An 18,001-nucleotide genomic window follows, 5' to 3' on the forward strand; every position below is an offset into this window, starting at 1 on the left:
GTGAATCGGCTGTGGGGCCGGTGAGCACCGGTGGGCGACCTACACTGGAACCCATGCCCGCCACCCGACTCCACCTCGTCCGGCACGGTGAGGTGCACAACCCCGACCGCGTCCTGTACGGGCGGCTCCCGGGCTTCGGACTGAGCGACCTCGGCAAGCAGATGGCCCTCGCCTCGGCGACCGCGTGGAAGGACGCCGGTGTCGACGTGCGCCGGATCGTCGCCTCGCCGCTGCAGCGCACGCAGGAGTCCGCGGCGCCGTGGTCGGCTGCGTACGGGCTCGACGTCACGCTGGACGAGCGCCTGATCGAGCCGACGAACCGGTACGAGGGGCAGCCCCCGGGCTTCACGAAGCGTTCGCTCGGCCGTCCGGCGGAGTGGCCCTGGATCGCGAACCCGTTCCGGCCGAGCTGGGGCGAGGCGTACGAGTCGATCGCGAACCGCATGCTCGCCGCGATGACCACGGCGTGGGAGAGCGTGGACGGCGGCGACGTCGTCCTGGTCAGCCACCAGCTGCCGATCTGGACGGTCCACCGGAAGCTCGCGGGGGAGTCGCTCTGGCACGACCCACGCAAGCGCCGCTGCGACCTGTCGAGCATCACGACCGTCGAACGGGTGCCCGCCACGTCGACCGGTCGGTTCACCGAGGTCGGGTACACGGATCCCGCGCAGGAGCTGCGCGCGACCGCCATCGACGAAGGAGCAGTGTGAGCGTCATCAGCAAGCGGTTCGCGGTCCTCGCAGCGACGGCGGTCGCCGCGGCGCTCGTCCTGTCCGGGTGCTCGTCGGACAACGGTGGCCTCGCCAAGCAGTACGGCAACGGCACCACCCAGAACTACATCTCCGGCGACGGCGCGGTGACCGAGGTCACCGCCGACAAGCGGTCCGACGCGGTCGACTTCGAGGCGAAGGACTCCGACGGCGACACCGTCTCGTCGAAGGACCTCAAGGGCAAGGTCGTCGTCCTGAACTTCTGGTACGCGAGCTGCCCGCCGTGCCGCGCCGAGGCGAAGTACCTCAACGAGGTGCACGAGTCCTACGCCGGTGCCGACGACGTCGCGTTCATCGGCGTCAACGTCCGCGACGAGGCAGCGACCGCAGCCGCCTTCGAGCGCACCTTCGGCGTCGACTACCCGACGGTCCTCGACCAGAAGACCGGCACGATGCAGCTCGCCCTGTCCGGTCAGATCGCCCCGAACGCCGTGCCGGCCACGATCGTCCTCGACACCAAGGGCCGCGTGGCTGCCCGGGTGCTCGGCGCCGTCGACGGCACGAGCATCCTGAAGACCCTGATCAGCGACGAAGTCGACGCCGGCAAGGCCTCCTGACCCGTGGCCTCCAACCCCTTCGCCGAGGCGATCCTCAGCGGCCAGATGGCCGTCGCGCTGCCCGTGGCGGCGCTCGCGGGGCTCGTCTCGTTCCTGTCGCCCTGTGTGCTCCCGCTCGTGCCCGGCTACCTCGGGTACGTCGGTGGGATCGCCGAGGGCGGGCAGCGCCGAGGGCGGGTCGTGCTCGGCGTGCTCCTGTTCATCCTCGGCTTCACGGCGGTCTTCGTCGCGTACACGACGGTGTTCGGCGCGCTCGGGTTCTGGCTCGTGCGGTGGCGCGACCTCATCACGCAGATCCTGGGCGTCGTCGTCATCGCGATGGGGCTGGTGTTCGTCGGCCGGTTCACGTTCATGCAGCGCACCATCAAGCCGAGCTGGACACCCGCGACCGGACTCGTCGGCGCCCCGCTGCTCGGCATCGTGTTCGGCCTCGGCTGGACCCCGTGCCTCGGCCCGACCCTCGCCGCCATCAACCTGCTCAGTGTGCAGTCGGGCAGTGCCTGGCAGGGCATGTGGCTCGGCGTCGCGTACTGCCTGGGCCTCGGCATCCCGTTCGTCCTCGTCGCCCTCGGGGCCGGCTGGGCGACCGGTGCGATCCGCGCCGTGAAGCGGCACATGCGCACCGTCAACATCATCGGAGGAGCGATCCTGATCGTCATCGGTCTGCTCATGGTCACCGGAATCTGGTCGGCCGTCATGTCGAGCGTCGGGGCGGTGATCCAGAGCTTTGTCCCCGCGGTCTGATCCCGAAACCGAAGCGACGGGCGCCGACACCGCGTCGGACCCGCAGCGACCGTCCGACCACGTCGACGGCTCCGGACCCGGCGACGCCGGCATCAACCAGCCGAAGCTCGGCTTCGTCGGCACCCTCCGGTTCTTCTGGCGACAGCTCACGAGCATGCGCACCGCGCTGTTCCTGCTCATGCTGCTCGCCCTCGCGGCGATCCCGGGCTCGCTCGTGCCGCAGCGCACCGCCGACCCGAACGGTGTCGTCCAGTACAAGGCCGACCACGCCACGCTCTACCCGATCCTCGACAAGCTGCAGGTCTTCGACACCTACACCTCGGTGTGGTTCTCGGCGATCTACCTGCTGCTGTTCGTCTCCCTGATCGGCTGCATCGTGCCGCGCACGAAGCACCACTGGCAGGCGCTCCGCACCCGTCCGCCCCGGACCCCCGTCCGCCTGACACGACTGGCGGGCTTCCGCACCGTGGCGGTGCAGCCCGACGCGATGATCGACGGCACCACCGGGATCGACGTGACCACGGGCCTCCCGTCCAGCGAGCACGCGGTGACGCGCGCGATGGCGATCCTGAAGCGCTCCGGGTACCGCGTCGAGCGCTTCGGTGACTCGGTGAGCGCGGAGCGCGGCTACCTGCGCGAGACCGGCAACCTGGTGTTCCACGCGGCGCTCGTCGGTGTCCTGCTGGCCGTCGGTGTCGGCGGCGGGTTCGGGTTCACCGGCCAGCGGCTGCTGGTCGAGGGGCAGACGTTCTCGAACGTCCTCGGCTCCTACGACTCGTTCAACCCGGGTCGCTGGTTCCAGCAGACCGACCTCAAGGGCTACAACCTGACGCTCGACAAGTTCGTCACGAAGTACGAGGAGCGCAACCTCGACGCCCTCGGCCAGGCGCTCGACTACTCGGCGACCGTGACGAGCAAGGAGAAGGGCGGCGAGTCGACGACCAGCCGCCTGGGCGTGAACGACCCGCTGCACGTGGGCGGCACCAACGTCTACCTGCTCGGCAACGGCTACGCGATGAACGTCACGGTGCGCGACGGCGAGGGCAACGTGGCGTTCCAGGACGTCGTGCCGTTCCTGCCCGAGGACGCCAACTACACGTCCACCGGCGTCATCAAGGTGCCGGACGCGCTGCCGGACCAGCTCGGCATGGTCGGGTTCTTCTACCCGACGGCGTCGAAGCTCGCCTCGGGTGCGTACACGAGCGCCTACCCGGACACGCAGAACCCGCTGCTGACGCTGCAGGTCTACACCGGCGACCTCGGCCTCGACAGCGGCGTGCCGCAGAGCGTCTACACGCTCGACACCAAGGGCCTCACGCAGATCGCCGGCCGTCAGTCCGACACGGCGAGCATCGCGCTCGAGCCCGGGCAGACCAAGAAGCTGCCGAACGGTGCCGGGTCGATCACCTTCGACGGCGTCAAGCGCTACGTGTCGCTCGACGTGCACCACGACCCGTCGCAGGCGTGGGTCGCCGCCTTCGCGCTGCTCTCGACGCTCGGGCTGCTCACGTCGCTCTTCGTCCCGCGCCGACGCGTGTGGGTGAAGGTCGTCCCCCGCAAGGGCGCAGAGCACGGCGAGTACGACTTGGAGTACGCGGGCCTCGCCCGCGGTGAGGACCCCAACCTCGAACGGGCCGTCGCGGACATCGCACAGCGCCACACGTCGGACCTCGGAGTTAGGATGCCCCAGTGAACGACATGACCACGAACCTCGCGACCTACTCGGTCGTGCTGACGTACTCCGCGATGGCGGTCTACGTCATCGCGTTCATCTCGTTCGCGCTGGACATGGCGAAACGCTCCGGCGAGGTGACGGCAGCGGCGAAGGACGCTGGTGCGGACTCGGACGACGCTGCGGCGACCGCCTCGGTGGGCGCGGCCCGCTCGACGAAGACCGTCGCCACCGTCCGGGGCGGCACCGTCGTGCTCGAACCGGTCGCGGCACCCCCGGCGAACGCCGGCGGCTCGGCCGCGCGCGGCACGAAGTTCGAGCGCGTCGGCATGGCCATGACGATCCTCGCGCTGGTGCTGCACGTCGCATCGGTGGTCCTGCGCGGCATCGCGGCCGACCGTGTGCCGTGGGGCAACATGTTCGAGTTCTCGCTCACCGGCACGGCGCTCATCACGCTCATCTTCCTGCTCGTGCAGTTCTGGCAGAACCTGAAGTTCCTCGGCGTCTTCATCACCGGGCTGACGATCATCCTGCTCGGCATCGCGACGGTGAACTACTGGGTCCCCGTCGTGCCGCTGCAGCCGGCGCTGCAGTCGTACTGGCTCGTCATCCACGTCTTCGTGGCGATCGCGGGCACCGGGTTCTTCGCGCTCGGTGCGGGGCTCGCGGTGGCGCAGCTCGTGCAGACGTACCGCCAGGGCCGGACCGCCTCGGGCAAGCTCCGCTTCATGGCGACCCTGCCGGACGCCGACCGCCTCGAGGTCCTGACCTACCGCGTCCTGCTCGTCGGCTTCGTCCTCTGGACCTTCACCCTGATCGCCGGTGCGGTCTGGGCGGAGCGTGCCTGGGGCCGGTACTGGGGTTGGGACACCAAGGAGGTCTGGACCTTCATCATCTGGGTCGTCTACGCCGGGTACATCCACGCCCGTGCGACCCGCGGCTGGCGCGGTGCGCGGTCGTCGTGGCTGGCGCTCATCGGCTTCGCCGCCGTGATGTTCAACTTCTCGGTCGTGAACGTCTTCTTCAAGGGCCTGCACAGCTACTCGGGCCTGTGAGCGACGCGCGTCACTGACGCGGCTCTGGTCGCGACCAGGACCGGACGGGAGGCACGGTGCCAGCTGGCACCGTGCCTCCCGTCCGTCGTCCGGTCGCGTGCAGGGCCAGGGAGACGGGTCTACGCGGCGGCAAGTACGGCGTGCACTCGCGCCACCCGCGCGAGCCACCATGCCGTCCGCTCCGGCGACGCGGCGTTCCGGTCGAGCAGGTCCGCCGACACCGCGACCCGTCGCACCGGCACGCGGCCCCCGACCGGCAGCAGCGGGTCCGCGGTGACGTCGGACGCGAACATCGCGGCGGTCCCGAGCCCGGCGGCGTACCCCGGGGACATCGCAGCCGCGGCGAGGAACGCGCCCATGCCGAGCCCCACCGAGGTGTCGAGCGCGCTGGAGACCACGCACGGCAACCCGGCCTCGGCGATGACCGTACGCGCCGCGGTGACGCCCCCGAGCGGTTGTGCCTTGACGACCAGGACGTCGGCCGCTCCGGCTCGTGCGACGGCGAGGGGGTCAGCGGCCTTGCGAACGCTCTCGTCCGCGGCGATCCGCACCCCGAGGCCGTCGATCCGTGCCCGCAGCGCGGCGAGCTCCGGCACGGTCCGACAGGGCTGCTCGGCGTACTGCAGGTCGAAGGGAGCGAGGCGTTCGAGCGCCTCGGTGGCCTGGTCGACGCTCCACAGTCCGTTGGCGTCCACCCGGACGGCGGCCCCGGGGCCCATCACCCGTCGGACCTCGGCGACCCGGGCGACGTCGTCGTCGACGGTGGTACCGGGTTCGGCGACCTTGACCTTGGCGGTGGTGCACCCGGGGTAGCGCGCGAGCAGTGCGGCGACCTGGTCCGGGGCGATCGCCGGCACCGTGGCGTTCACCGGCACCGAGTCGGCGGCGGCCTCGTGCTCGGTCCAGCCGAAGTCGATCGCGCCCCGGAGCCACGCGGCGGCCTCGGTGTCGTCGTACTCGACGAAGGGTGAGAACTCGGTCCAGCCCGAGGGGCCGCGGAGGACGAGCGCCTCGCGCGTGGTGATGCCGCGGAACCGCACCCGCATGGGCAGGGCGACCACGTGCGCGTCGGCGGTGAGTTCGGCGAGGTCGGGGAGCACGTCGGCCATCCTCCCACCGCACCCAGGGCACCTGCCGGTTCCTCGGAGGGGACCGCCAGGGCAGGGCATTAGCATGCATCGGTCGGCCTCGGTCGGCACTGGTCACGACCCGGATCGAACCGTCCGGAACGAGGGAGGCGCGGTGGCGCGGGAACCGCAGCAGCGTGCGCAGCGCCCCGGTCGCGACACCGACGAGTTCGCGCGGCTCATGCAGCAGAACACCGTCGACGTCCGCCAGACGGCGGGTCGGAAGCGCCGCAGCCCGATCGTCGGCAAGATCGCCCTCGGCCTCGCGGTGGTGTCCGCTGCGGTGGACGCCAGCGCCTTCGCGGTCTTCATGGGCGGTGACACCGAGTTCGCGTTCGGGATCTGCTTCGTCGTGGTGTTCCTGACCCTCATCGCGGCGGTGCTCGGCTTCGTCGCGGCCGTCGGTGGCCTCGGCCGGTGGTACGGGGCGATCGGTGTCGTGGTGGCCTTCTTCGCCAACCCGGTGATCCTCATCGTGATCCTGGTGTTCGTCGCGCCCGAGGTCCTGACCGGCATGGGCGCCTGACGGCGGCGGTACGTTGGGGGCATGGCTGCTCCCGTCTCCGACCTGTTCGACCCCGACGTCTGGACCGCGGCTCCGATCGCGGAGCAGTTCACGGACATCACGTACCACAAGCACGTCTCGAAGGGGATCGTCCGGGTCGCGTTCGACCGGCCCGAGGTGCGGAACGCCTTCCGTCCGCGCACCGTCGACGAGCTCTACCGGGCGCTCGACGACGCCCGCCAGGACCCCCGCGTCGGCGTCGTCCTGCTGACCGGCAACGGTCCGAGCCCGAAGGACGGCGGCTGGGCGTTCTGCTCCGGCGGCGACCAGCGCATCCGGGGGCGCAGCGGCTACCAGTACGTCGGCGACGAGGGTGCGCCGCCCGAAGGAGTCGACCCCGCCGCCGCGCAGGCGTCGATGGGACGACTGCACATCCTCGAGGTGCAGCGCCTGATCCGCATGATGCCCAAGGTCGTCATCGCCGTGGTCCCCGGCTGGGCAGCCGGCGGCGGGCACTCGCTGCACGCGATCTGCGACCTGACCATCGCGAGCGCCGAGCACGGCAGGTTCAAGCAGACCGACGCCGACGTCGGGTCGTTCGACGGCGGGTACGGCAGCGCCTACTACGCCAAGCAGATCGGCCAGAAGTTCGCGCGCGAGGTCTTCTTCCTCGCGCAGGAGTACTCGGCGCAACGTGCGTACGAGATGGGTGCGGTGAACGCGGTCGTCCCGCACGAGGACCTCGAGCGCGAGGCGATCCGCTGGGGCGAGATCGTCCTCGGCAAGTCCCCGACGGCGATCCGGATGCTCAAGTACGCGTTCAACGCCGTCGACGACGGCATGGTCGGGCAGCAGGTCTTCGCGGGCGAGGCGACGCGGCTCGCCTACGGCACCGACGAGGCCGTCGAGGGCCGCGACTCGTTCCTCGAGAAGCGCGCCCCCGAGTGGACGTCGTTCCCGTGGCACTACTGAGCCCGGCGGTGCCGGCATGAGCCGTCCGCTGGTCGCGCTGGGCACGTCGGATCCGCTGGCGGTGCTCCGCGGCCTGGAGGCAGCGCTCGCCGGCGGCCCCGCGCTGCTCCCCGTCGCCGAGGGAGCACCGGCGCTGCCGACCCTGCCACCGGCCGAGGTCCGGCAGCGGGTCGCCCTGGTGGTCGAGACGAGCGGGTCCACCGGCACCGGCAAGCGCGTGGCCCTCTCGTCCGAGGCGCTCCTCGCCGGTGCCGCAGCGGCGGACGCAGCGCTCGGCGGACCGGGCAGCTGGGTGCTGGCGCTGCCCACGCACTACATCGCGGGCCTCAACGTCCTGACCCGCTCGATCGCCGCGGGGACGACGCCGGTCGTCGTGGCACCGGGGCACTTCGACGCCACGGCGTTCGCGGACGCCGCGGACCAGCTCGTCACCGGCCCTGCGGCGCCCCGTCGCTACACGTCGCTCGTCCCCGTGCAGCTCGCCCGCGTGCTCGACGACGACCGCGCGACGGCTGCGTTGGGCAGGTTCGACGCGGTCCTCGTCGGCGGGCAGGCGACCCCGGCGGCGCTCCGCGAGCGAGCGGTCGCCGCAGGCGTGCGCATCGTGACGACCTACGGCGCCAGCGAGACGAGCGGCGGCTGCGTGTACGACGGCGTGCCGTTCGGGACCGTCCGCACCGCGGTGGTGGACGACGAGCTCCAGTTGGCGGGTCCGATGCTCGCCGAGGGGTACCTCGGCGACGAGGACCGCACGGCCGCGACGTTCGGCGAGCGCGACGGCCTGCGCTGGTACCGCACGGGGGACGCCGCCACGGTGTCGGACGGGGTGGTCCGGGTGCTCGGACGCCTCGACGACGTGGTGATCTCCGGCGGCGAGAAGGTCCGGCTCGGCGCGGTGGAGCGGCTCGTGCGCGACCTGCCCGACCAGCACGGCGCAGTCGTCACCCGACGGGCCTCGGGGGAGTGGGGCGAGGTGCCGGTCGTGGTCACCGAGCGACCGCTCGACCTCGACACCGTCCGGTCCCACGTGGGCGACGCCCTCGGCCGAGCCGCACGTCCGGCCGCGGTGGTGGTGGTCGACCGGCTGCCGATGCTCGCGTCCGGCAAACCCGACCGGCGGGCGATCCAGGACCTGGCGTCCTCGTAGGCCCGCGCGTCGGCACCGCGGTGCAGTGCGACGCGGCGCGGATAGGATCGGTGGTCGTGGCACGAACGAAGAACACGACGCACAAGCAGGGCCGCTCGGGCAACCCGGCGAAGGCTGCGACCCCGGTCCGCTCGAAGCGCCGGGCGACCGCGCGGGACTGGATCGGCGGGGCACGACTCCGCACGCTGACGCTCGGCGTCGTCCCCGTGGTGCTCGGCACCACCGTGGGCTTCGTCGACAGCGGCACCACGGGCGACTTCGGCGCGTTCCTGGCGCAGGACGGGCACCTCGCCATCGCGCTGCTCGCCCTCGCGGTGGCACTGTTCCTGCAGATCGGCGTGAACTACAGCAACGACTACTCCGACGGGGTCCGCGGCACCGACGAGTACCGCGTCGGCCCCGCTCGACTGACGGGGGCCGGCCTCGCGAAGCCCGGCACGGTGCTGACCGTCGCGCTGACGTTCTTCGGGCTGGCTGCCGTCGCCGGGATCGTCATCGTGGTGCTCACCCAGCTGTGGTGGCTGCTGCTCGTCGGCGCCGCGGCCATCGTCGCCGCGTGGTTCTACACCGGCGGCAAGAAGCCCTACGGGTACAACGCGCTCGGCGAGGTCTTCGTCTTCGTGTTCTTCGGACTCGTCGCCGTGCTCGGCACCCAGTACGTGCTCATCGGCCAGGCCACCACGAGCGGGTGGGCCGCCGCGGTCGCCGCCGGGTTCTTCGCCTGCGCGGTCCTGATGGTGAACAACATCCGCGACATCGACGAGGACCGTCTCGCCGGCAAGCGCACCCTGGCCGTCGTCGTCGGACGACCGGTGGCACGGGTGCTGTACGGCCTGTTCCTGCTGCTGCCGTACGTCGTGCTGCTCTGGTTCGTCCTGCTCTACTTCCGCACGGGCTTCACGTACTTCTCGCTGCTGCTGGCCCTGCCGGCGCTCGCGATCGGGGTGTCGTCCCGCAAGCCCCGTGAACTCATCACGGCACTGCAGCTGTCGTCGTTCGCCTCGCTGGTCTTCGGCGTCGTGCTCGGCATCACGCTCGCCGTCCAGCCGTAGGACTCCGCCGGACTACTCCGCGTCGGTGTCCCGGCGCGCGGCGTGCCGGTCGGCGTCCGACACCGGGCGCACGGTCGGCGTGTCCGCGGCGTCGGTGTCCGCCGCGTCGACGAAGTCGTCCTCGAAGTCGGTGTCCGCATCGCGCTCCGGGCCACCGCGGCGGTTCGCCAGGCTCAGGGCGACCTTGGTGCGGAGTCCGGCGAGCGCGATGTAGGACACCAGCAGCCCGACGAGGGCGGCGATGATCGTCGCCCAGTACCAGGGCATCGGGGTCAGGAGCCGGAGGAGCACGAGCGCCGCCGCGAAGATGCCGAGCCGGGCCAGGGTGTACAGGAGCCACGCTTTCACCCTGCGAGTCTACGGACGGCCGACCGGCAGGGTCGTCACAGGCTCGCGACCTAGACTCCTGGGCATGGTCCGCTTGTGGTTGATCGTCGTCGTCGCCGCTGTCGCCTTCACGGTGTACGCGGCCATCGACTGCGCGACGATGCCCCGCGAACGTGTCCGATCCCTCAGGCGGGGTGTCTGGATCCTCCTCGTGATCGTCCTCCCCGTCCTCGGTGGGGTGCTCTGGTTCCTGCTCGGCCGCTCGCCGGCGTCCCCGGGCACGACAGCCCGGTACCGTGGACCCGAAGACGACCCGGACTTCCTCGGCACCACGCCCGTTCCGGGGGACACCCTCACGGACAAGGACCAGGACGACGCGACCCTCCGAGACCTCGAAGACCAGTTCCACGACCGAGACGACGACGGCCGCACCGATCGCTGACGGTCCCGCCGGATCGGGCAGTCCGGCGACGGACGCTGCCCTGACGCTGCTGCAGGAACTCGTCCGCGCCGGCGTCACCGATGTCGTCGTCAGTCCGGGCTCGCGATCCCAGGCCCTGGCGCTCGCGGCCGTCGCCCTCGAGCGAGCCGGCGGCCTGACCGTCCACGTCCGGCTCGACGAGCGCACCGCCGGGTTCTTCGCCCTCGGGCTCGCGGTGGAGTCCGGTCGACCGGCCGCCGTCGTGACGACCTCGGGCACCGCCGTCGCCAACCTGCACCCTGCCGTCCTCGAAGCGCACCACTCCGGTGTGCCGATGATCGTGCTGAGCGCCGACCGGCCGGACGAGCTCCGCGGCATCGGCAGCAACCAGACCACCGTCCAGCCGGGGATGTTCGGCGACGCGGTCGCCTTCGTCCGCGACGTCGAGGCGCCCTCTGCGCACGGAGCCGACGCCTCGGTGCGTGCAGCGCTCCGCGACCTCGCCCGCCAGGCAGTCGCCGCGGCCGCCGGACACACCGGACAACCGGGGCCAGCGCAGCTCAACGTCGCGTTCCGTGAACCCCTGTCCGCCGGCCTCGACGCCGAGCGCGTGCAGGGCGTCTCCGACGACGAGGTCGACACCGCGTTCGCCACCCGTCGTGCGCACGGCGGACTCCCGGTGGCCGAGCTGTCGCCGGACGATGAGCCGGGCACGGTCGTCATCGCCGGGCACGACGCCGGCGAGGACGCCGAGCGCATCGCGTGGGAGCTCGGGGCGCCCCTGCTCGCCGAGGTCTCCAGCGGCGCACGGTTCGGCCGGAACCTCGTCGTCACCTACCGCGAACTCCTGCGCGACCAGGACTTCGGCGGAGCGGTCCGTCGTGCCGTCGTGCTCGGCCACCCCACCCTCAGTCGCGAGGTCCCGGCGCTCCTGCAGCGGCAGGGGGTCGAGACGTTCGTGGTCCGCGGACACGCGGCCGACCCCTTCGACCCAGCCCGCGCCTCCCGGCCCTCCGACACCACCTTCGTGTCCGACGTCCGCGTGACGGGCCGGACCCGGCCGGAGCACCGTGCGTGGGTCGGCCGCTGGGTCGGCGCGAGCCGTCAGCTGTTGGGCGATGGTGACGCCGGACCCGACCTCGGCGCCAAGCGGTCCCCGGACCGTGCCGAGCGCAACAAGTTCCTGCGCGACGAGGTCGCCCTCCGCCGCCGACCCGTCGACCGCGCGATGCTCGCCGACGCCGTGTGGGGCGTGACGTGGCCGCACGACCGGCTCGTGTTCGGCGCCTCGCAGATCATCCGCGTCGCCGACGGGCGCGTGCTCGGCAAGAAGATCCGGGTGCACGCGAACCGTGGGCTCGCCGGCATCGACGGCACCGTGTCGACGGCGCTCGGGATCGCCGCGGCCCTCGAACAGTCGTCGGCGTCGGTCGGCACCACGCGCGTGCTGCTCGGCGACCTGACCCTGCTGCACGACCTCGGGGCGTTCGTCACCGGGACAGAGGAGCGCACGCACCGGGTCCAGGTCGTCGTCGGCAACGACCACGGCGGCGCGATCTTCCGCGGGCTCGAGGTGGCACGCACCACTCCACCAGAGGACATGCGCCGGATGATGTCGACCCCGCAGCACGTCGACGTCGAACGGGTCGTGACCGGCCTCGGTTGGGAGTACCGCCGCGCGGAGACGTGGGGCGACCTCGAGCGGGTGCTCACCGACCCGGCCGAGCGGGTCGTGATCGAGGTCCCGCTGGCCGACTGACGCGGCGCTCAGGCCAGCGCGTCGGTGACCGGTCGGAACTTCAGGGCGGTCTCGGCGACCTCGCGCGCCGGTTCCGACCCCGCGACGACGCCCGCACCCGCCCAGGCCCGGACGGTGCCGTCGTCGTCGATCCGGGCGCTGCGGAGCGCCAGCATCCACTCACCGTCGCCGGTGGCGCTCATCCAGCCCACCGGGCCGGCGTAGCGACCGCGGTCGACGCCCTCGAGCTCGGCGACGAGCCGGACGGCCACGTCGGTGGGGGTGCCCGCGACGGCGGCCGTCGGGTGCAGGGCGTCGGCGACGTCGAGCGAGGTGGTGTCCGGCGGCAGGGTCGCCTGCACGTCGGTCGCCAGGTGCCACAGGTTCGGCAGCTGCAGCCGGAACGGCTCGGGGTCGGCGCGCAACTCGGTCACGAGCGGGCGGAGCGAAGCGAGCAGGCTGTCGATCGCGAACGCGTGCTCCTCGACGTCCTTCGCGCTGGCGGCAAGGGCTTCGGCAGCGGCACGGTCCGACACCTCGTCTTCGCCGCGTGCGGCGCTGCCGGCCAGCACCCGCGCCGTCAACCGGGTGCCGTCGGTGCGGGCGAGCGTCTCGGGGGTCGCACCGACCAGGCCGTCGACCGCGAAGGTGACGCACTGCGGGTAGGCGGCGGCGAGGTCGAGCAGCAGGGCGCGGTGGTCGGCGTCCGCTGGCATCTCGCCGACGAGGTCGCGGGCGAGGACGACCTTCTGCGCGCTCCCGGCGGCGATGCGTCGCACGGCCTCGGCGACGTTCGCGGCGTAGGCGGCCTCGTCGATCCGGCCGGGGTGCAGCGCGACGGAGACGTGTGGTCCGACGTGGGGGACCGGCACCGAGGTCCGCGTGAACGTGAGCGGCTCGGCGCCGACGGTCGTGTCGATCGCCGTGAGCCAGGCCTTGCCGCGCCGACGGCCGATGACCACGCGCGGGACGATCAGGACGCTCTCGTCGGCGGAGTCGTCGGCGAAGGCGAAGGAGCCGAACGCGACCAGGCCGGAGCCGCGCAGCTGCACCGGGTCGTCGACGACGGCCGACTCCACGACGGTGCGCCAGACCGCGGCGGCGTCGCGCATCCGGTCGGGGCCGGTGAACGTGAACCGCAGCGCCTCCCCGATGCCGACGATGCCGTCACCGTTCCGGACGAAGGCCAGGGGACGGTCGCGCAGGGTGTGGCGGAGGACGGTGCCCGGGTCGTCGAGGATCCGGGTGGAGACCGTCAGCGGGGGCGCCGCCGTGGTGGTTCGGGTCACGGCTCCGATGCTACGCGCGGTCGGTGGACCACCTGGCCGCGCGCTCGACGAGTGGGCCGTTGCTGCGAGTCCGGTGAACGTACGGTCGGGACCTCTAGGATTGGTCGGGTGAGCAGAGCGGACCTGAACAAGCGGCCGGACGAGGTGGCGGCGATGTTCGACGACGTCGCGGCCAAGTACGACCTCACGAACGACATCCTGTCGGCGGGCAACGCACCGCTGTGGCGTGTCGCCACGGTGCGGGCGGTCGACCCCCAGCCCGGCGAGAAGGTCCTCGACATCGCCGCGGGCACCGGGACGAGTGCCGCGGCCTTCGCGAAGAAGGGGGCCGAGGTCAGCGCGCTCGACCTCTCCGCCGGCATGATCGCGGTCGGTCGCGAGCGGCACCCCGAGATCACCTTCGTCGAGGGCGATGCCGAGCACCTGCCCTTCGACGACGACACGTTCGACGCCGTCACGATCTCGTTCGGGCTGCGCAACGTGAACGACCCGAAGCAGGCGCTCGCCGAGATGCTGCGGGTCCTCAAGCCCGGCGGCCGAGTGGTCATCTGCGAGTTCTCGACCCCGCCGCGTGCGCTGCTGCGCCTCGGCTACGGCACCTACCTGAAGCGCGTGCTCCCGGGCATCGCGAAGCTCTCGAGCAGCAACCCCGCCGCCTACCGCTACCTCGCCGAGTCGATCGACGCGTGGCCGGACCAGCAGGTCCTCACCCAGTGGCTGCGCGGCGTCGGCTTCTCCGTGGTCGCCTACCGGAACCTCACGGCCGGTATCGTCGCACTGCACCGTGGTCGCAAGCCCGTCGCCGACACGGTGCGCGAGTCCGCGGCCCGTCGTGCGAAGGCACGCCGCGACCACCAGACCACCGGCGAGCAGCCGCGCGTCGACCCGGCCGACGACTGACCGGTCACCATCCCCCGAAGACGGAGCAGCACTTGAATCCGAGCGTCCCGGTCGCACGTCGCGCGCCGAGCCTCCGCGCCTCGCTGGGCATCGGCGAGCGGTTGTTCGCCACGCCCGCCGACCGCCGCTTCATCGCCGCCGTCGACGACGGTCTCGAACTCGTCGAGCAGGGGCTCGAGGACGCCATGCGGTCCACGGACACCCTCGCCGACACCACGAGCCGCTACCTGCTGTCCGCGGGCGGCAAGCGGATCCGTCCGACGCTGACGCTGCTCATCGCGCAGCTCGGCGACGGGGTGACCGACGCCGTGGTCAAGGCCGCCGTCAGCATCGAGACGACCCACCTGGCGTCGCTCTACCACGACGACGTCATGGACGAAGCGCCCGTCCGCCGCGGGGTCCCCGCAGCGCAGATCACGTACGGCAACAACGTCGCGATCCTGACCGGCGACCTGCTCTTCGCCCGCGCCAGCCTCATCACCGCCGACCTGGGCACCGACGGCATCCGGATGCAGGCCGAGACCTTCCAGCGCCTCTGCATGGGGCAGCTGCACGAGACCACCGGCCCGCAGCCCGACGACGACCCGGTCGAGCACTACATCCAGGTGCTCAGCGACAAGACCGGCTCGCTCATCGCGACCGCCGCCCGCGCCGGTGTCATGTTCTCCGGCGCCGACCGTGCCTACCTCGACGCCGTCGGGACCTTCGGCGAGAAGGTGGGCGTCGCCTTCCAGCTCGTCGACGACGTCATCGACCTGGCACCGGCGACGGACAAGACCGGCAAGATCGCCGGCAACGACCTCCGAGCCGGCGTCGACACGCTGCCGATGCTGCACCTGCGTCGGCACGCGGCGACCGACCCGGCGGGGCAGAACCTCGTCCTGCGCATCGAGCGCGACGTGAACGGCGCCCCGGACGACGCGGTCGGCTCCGTGCCGTACCAGTCGGCCGTCGCCGCTCTGCGTGACCACGAAGCGACCGCGTCGACGCGCACGGTCGCGGTCCGCTGGGCCCGCGAAGCCGTGGACGCCCTCGCCCCGCTGCCCGACGGCACCGTCAAGCGGGCACTCACCCGCTTCGCCGACTCCGTCGTCGACCGCAGCCGCTGAACACCACCCGCGACCGGACGACCCCACGGTCGCCGCGCGGGACGCACCACCGGGAGCACCCCACCCGAACGAACTGGAGACGATCAGTGCCCACCCTCCGAATCGCCATCGTCGGCGCCGGACCCGCCGGCATCTACGCCGCGGACATCCTGCTGCGCGAGGCCCACGGACACGACGTGTCGATCGACCTGTTCGAGCAGCTCCCCGCGCCGTACGGACTCGTTCGCTACGGCGTCGCACCCGACCACCCGCGGATCAAGGGCATCGTCAACGCCCTGCGCGACGTACTCGACCGCGGTGTCGTCCGGCTGTTCGGCAACGTCCGCTTCGGCGAGGACATCACCCTCGAGGACCTCAAGAAGCACTACAACGCGGTCGTCTTCTCGACGGGCGCGATCAAGGACGCCGACCTCGACGTCCCCGGCGTCGACCTCCGGGGCTCCTACGGTGCCGCCGACTTCGTCAGCTGGTTCGACGGCCACCCCGACTTCCCGCGCACCTGGCCGCTGACCGCGGAGAGCGTCGCGGTGATCGGGGTCGGCAACGTCGCGCTCGACGTCTCCCGCATCCTCGCGAAGCACGCCGACGACCTGCTGCCGACCGAGATCCCGGCGAACGTGTACGAGGGCCTCAAGGCGTCGCCCGTCACGGACGTCCACGTCTTCGGCCGCCGTGGTCCCGCCCAGGTCAAGTTCACGCCGCTCGAGCTCCGCGAGCTCGGCGAGGTCCGTGACGTCGACATGGTCGTCTACGACGAGGACTTCGACCACGACGAGGCGTCGAAGACCGCGATCGCCACGAACAAGCAGGTCATGGTCATCAACCGGGTGCTCGAGCAGTGGCGCACCCGCGAGACCGGCCAGGCGAGCCGGCGGCTGCACCTGCACTTCTACGCGAAGCCGACCGAGTTCGTCGGCGACGAGCAGGGCAACCTCACCGCGATCCGGTACGAGCGCACCCGGCCGAACGGCGAGGGCGGTGTCGAGGGCACGGGCGAGATCCGTGAGATCCCGATCCAGGCGGCCTACCGCGCCGTCGGCTACTTCGGTTCCCCGCTGCCCGGGCTGCCGTTCGACGAGCGCCACGGCGTCATCCCGAACCACGAGGGCCAGGTCCTCGACGACGACAACCAGCAGATCCCGGGCGTCTACGCCACCGGGTGGATCAAGCGCGGTCCGGTCGGGCTCATCGGGCACACGAAGTCCGACGCCATGGAGACCGTGCAGCACATCGTCAACGACCAGGCGAGCTGGTGGACGCCGGAGGACCCCTCCGAGGGTGCGATCCCGGCCCTGCTCCGCGAGCGTGGCGTCGAGTACACCGACCTCGAGGGCTGGCACCACCTGGACACCCACGAGCTCGCGCTCGGTGCTGCCGAGGGCCGTGAGCGCATCAAGGTCGTGCCCCGCGACGAGATGATCGACGTGTCCCTCGGTCGCGTCGACGTGCCCACGAACTGACACCGATGACCGACACGCGCCCCGTCCCGCCCACCGCGGTCCGGGGCGCGTCCGTGTCCGGCGTGCGACTGCAGGGCGTCGACGTCGCGCGGGCCGTCGCGTTGCTCGGCATGATGGCCGCGCACATCGGCGGCATCGCGGACCAGCTCGACTGGTCCGATCCCTCGACGTGGTCCGCGGTGGCGCACGGGCGCCCGTCCACGCTGTTCGCCGTCCTCGCGGGGGTGTCGATCGGGCTGACGAGCGGTCGCACGACTCCGCCAGGACCCCCGACGATCGGGCGGGTCCGGGCGCGCCTGGCGGTCCGCGCCGCGGCCGTCGTCGGCATCGGGTTCGTGCTCATCGCGTTGGACACCCCGGTCTACGTCATCCTGCCGACGTACGGGGTGCTGTTCCTGCTGGTGATCCCGGTGCTCCGGGTCCGCCCGGCGTGGCTCCTCGCCATCGCGGGCGCCTGCGCCGTACTGTCGCCGATCGTCGCCGTCGCGACCGCACCGGCCTACGCCGATTCGGGCATGGTCGGACAGCAGCTCGGCCTGGTTTACCCCGTGGTCACCTTCCTGGCGTACGTCCTGGTCGGTCTCGCCGTCGCCAGGTCCGGTCTGGGCCCACGCCGCCGGCAGGTCGCGCTCCTCGCATCCGGCGCACTGGTCGCCGCCACCGCGTACGTCGTCGGCACGGTGCTGGCGCCGCTGCCGGCCGGGGCCGCGTTCGCGTTCCCGGGCGTCCCGTACGCCGCCGAGGGCAGCACGCCGGCCGAGGCCCTCGCCCAGCTCTTCCTGTCACCGCGCGACCACTCGTCGACGACGGTCGACGTGATCGGCACCGCGGGGGTGGCGGTGGCGGTCATCGCCCTCTGCACCCTGGTGTTCGACGGGCGCGGGCGGGTCGCCGAGCGGATCGCGTTCCCGCTCGCCGCCGTCGGGTCGATGCCCCTGACGATCTACTCGGGACACCTCCTGGTGATCGCGATGCTTCCCGAGTACCCGGAGTCGGCCGAGGCGTGGGGCTGGTTCGCGCTGGGCTCGGTCGTGTTCGCGATGGTCTGGCGCCGGTTCCTCGGCCGCGGCCCGCTCGAGCGGGCCGTCGCGGCCCTGGCGTCCACCGTCCCGATGCGCTGAGCGCCCCTGCCGGGGCCGAGCCGCGCCTCCCGGTC

Annotated in this window: 18 protein-coding genes; 15 read left to right on the forward strand and 3 right to left on the reverse strand. The window is 72.0% G+C overall.

Annotated features, from left to right (window positions below):
• The first annotated feature begins 53 nt into the window (after window positions 1-53).
• Genes EDF33_RS10915 through ccsB form a run of 5 tightly spaced genes read left to right on the forward strand, consistent with a single transcriptional unit; the run spans window position 54 to window position 4,798 of the window.
• Entirely contained in the window at window positions 54-710 is a 657-nt protein-coding gene (locus tag EDF33_RS10915; protein ID WP_123292091.1) for a histidine phosphatase family protein, read from the forward strand.
• Complete coding sequence (locus EDF33_RS10920) at window positions 707-1,327, forward strand: TlpA disulfide reductase family protein (RefSeq protein ID WP_123339052.1); 621 nt, start codon at window positions 707-709, stop codon at window positions 1,325-1,327. The genes EDF33_RS10915 and EDF33_RS10920 overlap by 4 nt, the downstream gene beginning before the upstream one ends.
• Window positions 1,328-1,372: 45 nt before the next feature.
• Window positions 1,373-2,071, forward strand: coding sequence for a cytochrome c biogenesis protein CcdA (locus EDF33_RS10925; RefSeq protein ID WP_123292336.1), 699 nt, complete (start codon window positions 1,373-1,375; stop codon window positions 2,069-2,071).
• The gene (locus tag EDF33_RS10930) at window positions 2,055-3,764 is read left to right on the forward strand and encodes a cytochrome c biogenesis protein ResB (RefSeq protein WP_235036025.1); all 1,710 of its coding nucleotides are present in this window, start codon (window positions 2,055-2,057) and stop codon (window positions 3,762-3,764) included. The genes EDF33_RS10925 and EDF33_RS10930 overlap by 17 nt, the downstream gene beginning before the upstream one ends.
• 5 nt (window positions 3,765-3,769) lie before the next feature.
• Window positions 3,770-4,798 carry a c-type cytochrome biogenesis protein CcsB gene (ccsB, locus tag EDF33_RS10935; RefSeq protein ID WP_131879561.1) on the forward strand — a complete coding sequence of 343 codons (1,029 nt, stop codon included), beginning with the start codon at window positions 3,770-3,772 and terminating at the stop codon, window positions 4,796-4,798.
• Window positions 4,799-4,917: 119 nt separating this feature from the next.
• Here the strand turns inward: ccsB and EDF33_RS10940 are convergent, their stop codons facing one another.
• Window positions 4,918-5,907: an o-succinylbenzoate synthase gene (locus EDF33_RS10940; RefSeq protein ID WP_131879306.1), complete on the reverse strand. Its 990-nt coding sequence runs from the start codon at window positions 5,905-5,907 to the stop codon at window positions 4,918-4,920.
• Between the two features lie 133 nt (window positions 5,908-6,040).
• Between EDF33_RS10940 and EDF33_RS10945 the strand changes: the two genes are divergently transcribed.
• From EDF33_RS10945 to EDF33_RS10960, 4 genes are read left to right on the forward strand one after another with little or no spacing between them, the layout of a single operon-like run.
• Window positions 6,041-6,451 (forward strand): hypothetical protein, encoded by a 411-nt coding sequence (locus EDF33_RS10945; protein ID WP_123292094.1) that lies wholly within the window; start codon window positions 6,041-6,043, stop codon window positions 6,449-6,451.
• A gap of 21 nt (window positions 6,452-6,472) precedes the next feature.
• Window positions 6,473-7,402, forward strand: coding sequence for a 1,4-dihydroxy-2-naphthoyl-CoA synthase (locus EDF33_RS10950; RefSeq protein WP_111084280.1), 930 nt, complete (start codon window positions 6,473-6,475; stop codon window positions 7,400-7,402).
• Between the two features lie 16 nt (window positions 7,403-7,418).
• Window positions 7,419-8,549 (forward strand): AMP-binding protein, encoded by a 1,131-nt coding sequence (locus tag EDF33_RS10955; protein WP_123938610.1) that lies wholly within the window; start codon window positions 7,419-7,421, stop codon window positions 8,547-8,549.
• A 50-nt stretch (window positions 8,550-8,599) separates the two neighbouring features.
• Complete coding sequence (locus EDF33_RS10960; RefSeq protein ID WP_131879304.1) at window positions 8,600-9,601, forward strand: 1,4-dihydroxy-2-naphthoate polyprenyltransferase; 1,002 nt, start codon at window positions 8,600-8,602, stop codon at window positions 9,599-9,601.
• A gap of 12 nt (window positions 9,602-9,613) precedes the next feature.
• Here EDF33_RS10960 and EDF33_RS10965 read toward each other — a convergent pair whose 3' ends face one another.
• Entirely contained in the window at window positions 9,614-9,949 is a 336-nt protein-coding gene (locus EDF33_RS10965) for a DUF4229 domain-containing protein (protein WP_123292098.1), read from the reverse strand.
• Window positions 9,950-10,013: 64 nt separating this feature from the next.
• On the opposite strand from EDF33_RS10965, the gene EDF33_RS10970 reads away from it, so the two are divergent.
• Window positions 10,014-10,370, forward strand: coding sequence for a PLD nuclease N-terminal domain-containing protein (locus EDF33_RS10970; RefSeq protein ID WP_131921755.1), 357 nt, complete (start codon window positions 10,014-10,016; stop codon window positions 10,368-10,370).
• 49 nt (window positions 10,371-10,419) lie between these two features.
• Complete coding sequence (menD, locus tag EDF33_RS10975) at window positions 10,420-12,108, forward strand: 2-succinyl-5-enolpyruvyl-6-hydroxy-3-cyclohexene-1-carboxylic-acid synthase (protein WP_347812766.1); 1,689 nt, start codon at window positions 10,420-10,422, stop codon at window positions 12,106-12,108.
• Between the two features lie 8 nt (window positions 12,109-12,116).
• On the opposite strand, the gene EDF33_RS10980 is transcribed toward menD, so the two are convergent.
• Window positions 12,117-13,376, reverse strand: coding sequence for an isochorismate synthase (locus EDF33_RS10980; RefSeq protein ID WP_131879301.1), 1,260 nt, complete (start codon window positions 13,374-13,376; stop codon window positions 12,117-12,119).
• Between the two features lie 108 nt (window positions 13,377-13,484).
• Here EDF33_RS10980 and EDF33_RS10985 point away from each other — a divergent pair, with 108 nt between their 5' ends.
• The 4 genes from EDF33_RS10985 (at window position 13,485) to EDF33_RS11000 (ending at window position 17,966) form a co-directional block, all read left to right on the forward strand.
• Window positions 13,485-14,276, forward strand: a complete 792-nt coding sequence (locus EDF33_RS10985; protein ID WP_111084274.1) for a demethylmenaquinone methyltransferase — start codon at window positions 13,485-13,487, stop codon at window positions 14,274-14,276.
• A gap of 32 nt (window positions 14,277-14,308) precedes the next feature.
• Complete coding sequence (locus EDF33_RS10990) at window positions 14,309-15,385, forward strand: polyprenyl synthetase family protein (RefSeq protein ID WP_132100046.1); 1,077 nt, start codon at window positions 14,309-14,311, stop codon at window positions 15,383-15,385.
• 86 nt (window positions 15,386-15,471) lie between these two features.
• A complete protein-coding gene (locus EDF33_RS10995; protein WP_132100047.1) occupies window positions 15,472-16,845 on the forward strand; it encodes an FAD-dependent oxidoreductase in 1,374 nt (457 codons plus the stop codon).
• Window positions 16,846-16,850: 5 nt separating this feature from the next.
• The gene (locus EDF33_RS11000) at window positions 16,851-17,966 is read left to right on the forward strand and encodes a heparan-alpha-glucosaminide N-acetyltransferase domain-containing protein (RefSeq protein ID WP_132100048.1); all 1,116 of its coding nucleotides are present in this window, start codon (window positions 16,851-16,853) and stop codon (window positions 17,964-17,966) included.
• The last annotated feature ends 35 nt before the right edge of the window (window positions 17,967-18,001 follow it).

The organism is Curtobacterium sp. PhB146 (genome assembly GCF_004342995.1).
GTDB lineage: Bacteria > Actinomycetota > Actinomycetes > Actinomycetales > Microbacteriaceae > Curtobacterium.

Coding starts and splice junctions, on each gene's coding strand:
- EDF33_RS10915 (WP_123292091.1), top strand. CDS start 54: ATGCCCGCCACCCGACTCCACCTCGTCCGGCACGGTGAGGTGCACAAC.
- EDF33_RS10925 (WP_123292336.1), top strand. CDS start 1,373: ATGGCCGTCGCGCTGCCCGTGGCGGCGCTCGCGGGGCTCGTCTCGTTC.
- ccsB (WP_131879561.1), top strand. CDS start 3,770: ATGACCACGAACCTCGCGACCTACTCGGTCGTGCTGACGTACTCCGCG.
- EDF33_RS10940 (WP_131879306.1), bottom strand. CDS start 5,907: ATGGCCGACGTGCTCCCCGACCTCGCCGAACTCACCGCCGACGCGCAC.
- EDF33_RS10950 (WP_111084280.1), top strand. CDS start 6,473: ATGGCTGCTCCCGTCTCCGACCTGTTCGACCCCGACGTCTGGACCGCG.
- EDF33_RS10955 (WP_123938610.1), top strand. CDS start 7,419: ATGAGCCGTCCGCTGGTCGCGCTGGGCACGTCGGATCCGCTGGCGGTG.
- EDF33_RS10970 (WP_131921755.1), top strand. CDS start 10,014: ATGGTCCGCTTGTGGTTGATCGTCGTCGTCGCCGCTGTCGCCTTCACG.
- EDF33_RS11000 (WP_132100048.1), top strand. CDS start 16,851: ATGACCGACACGCGCCCCGTCCCGCCCACCGCGGTCCGGGGCGCGTCC.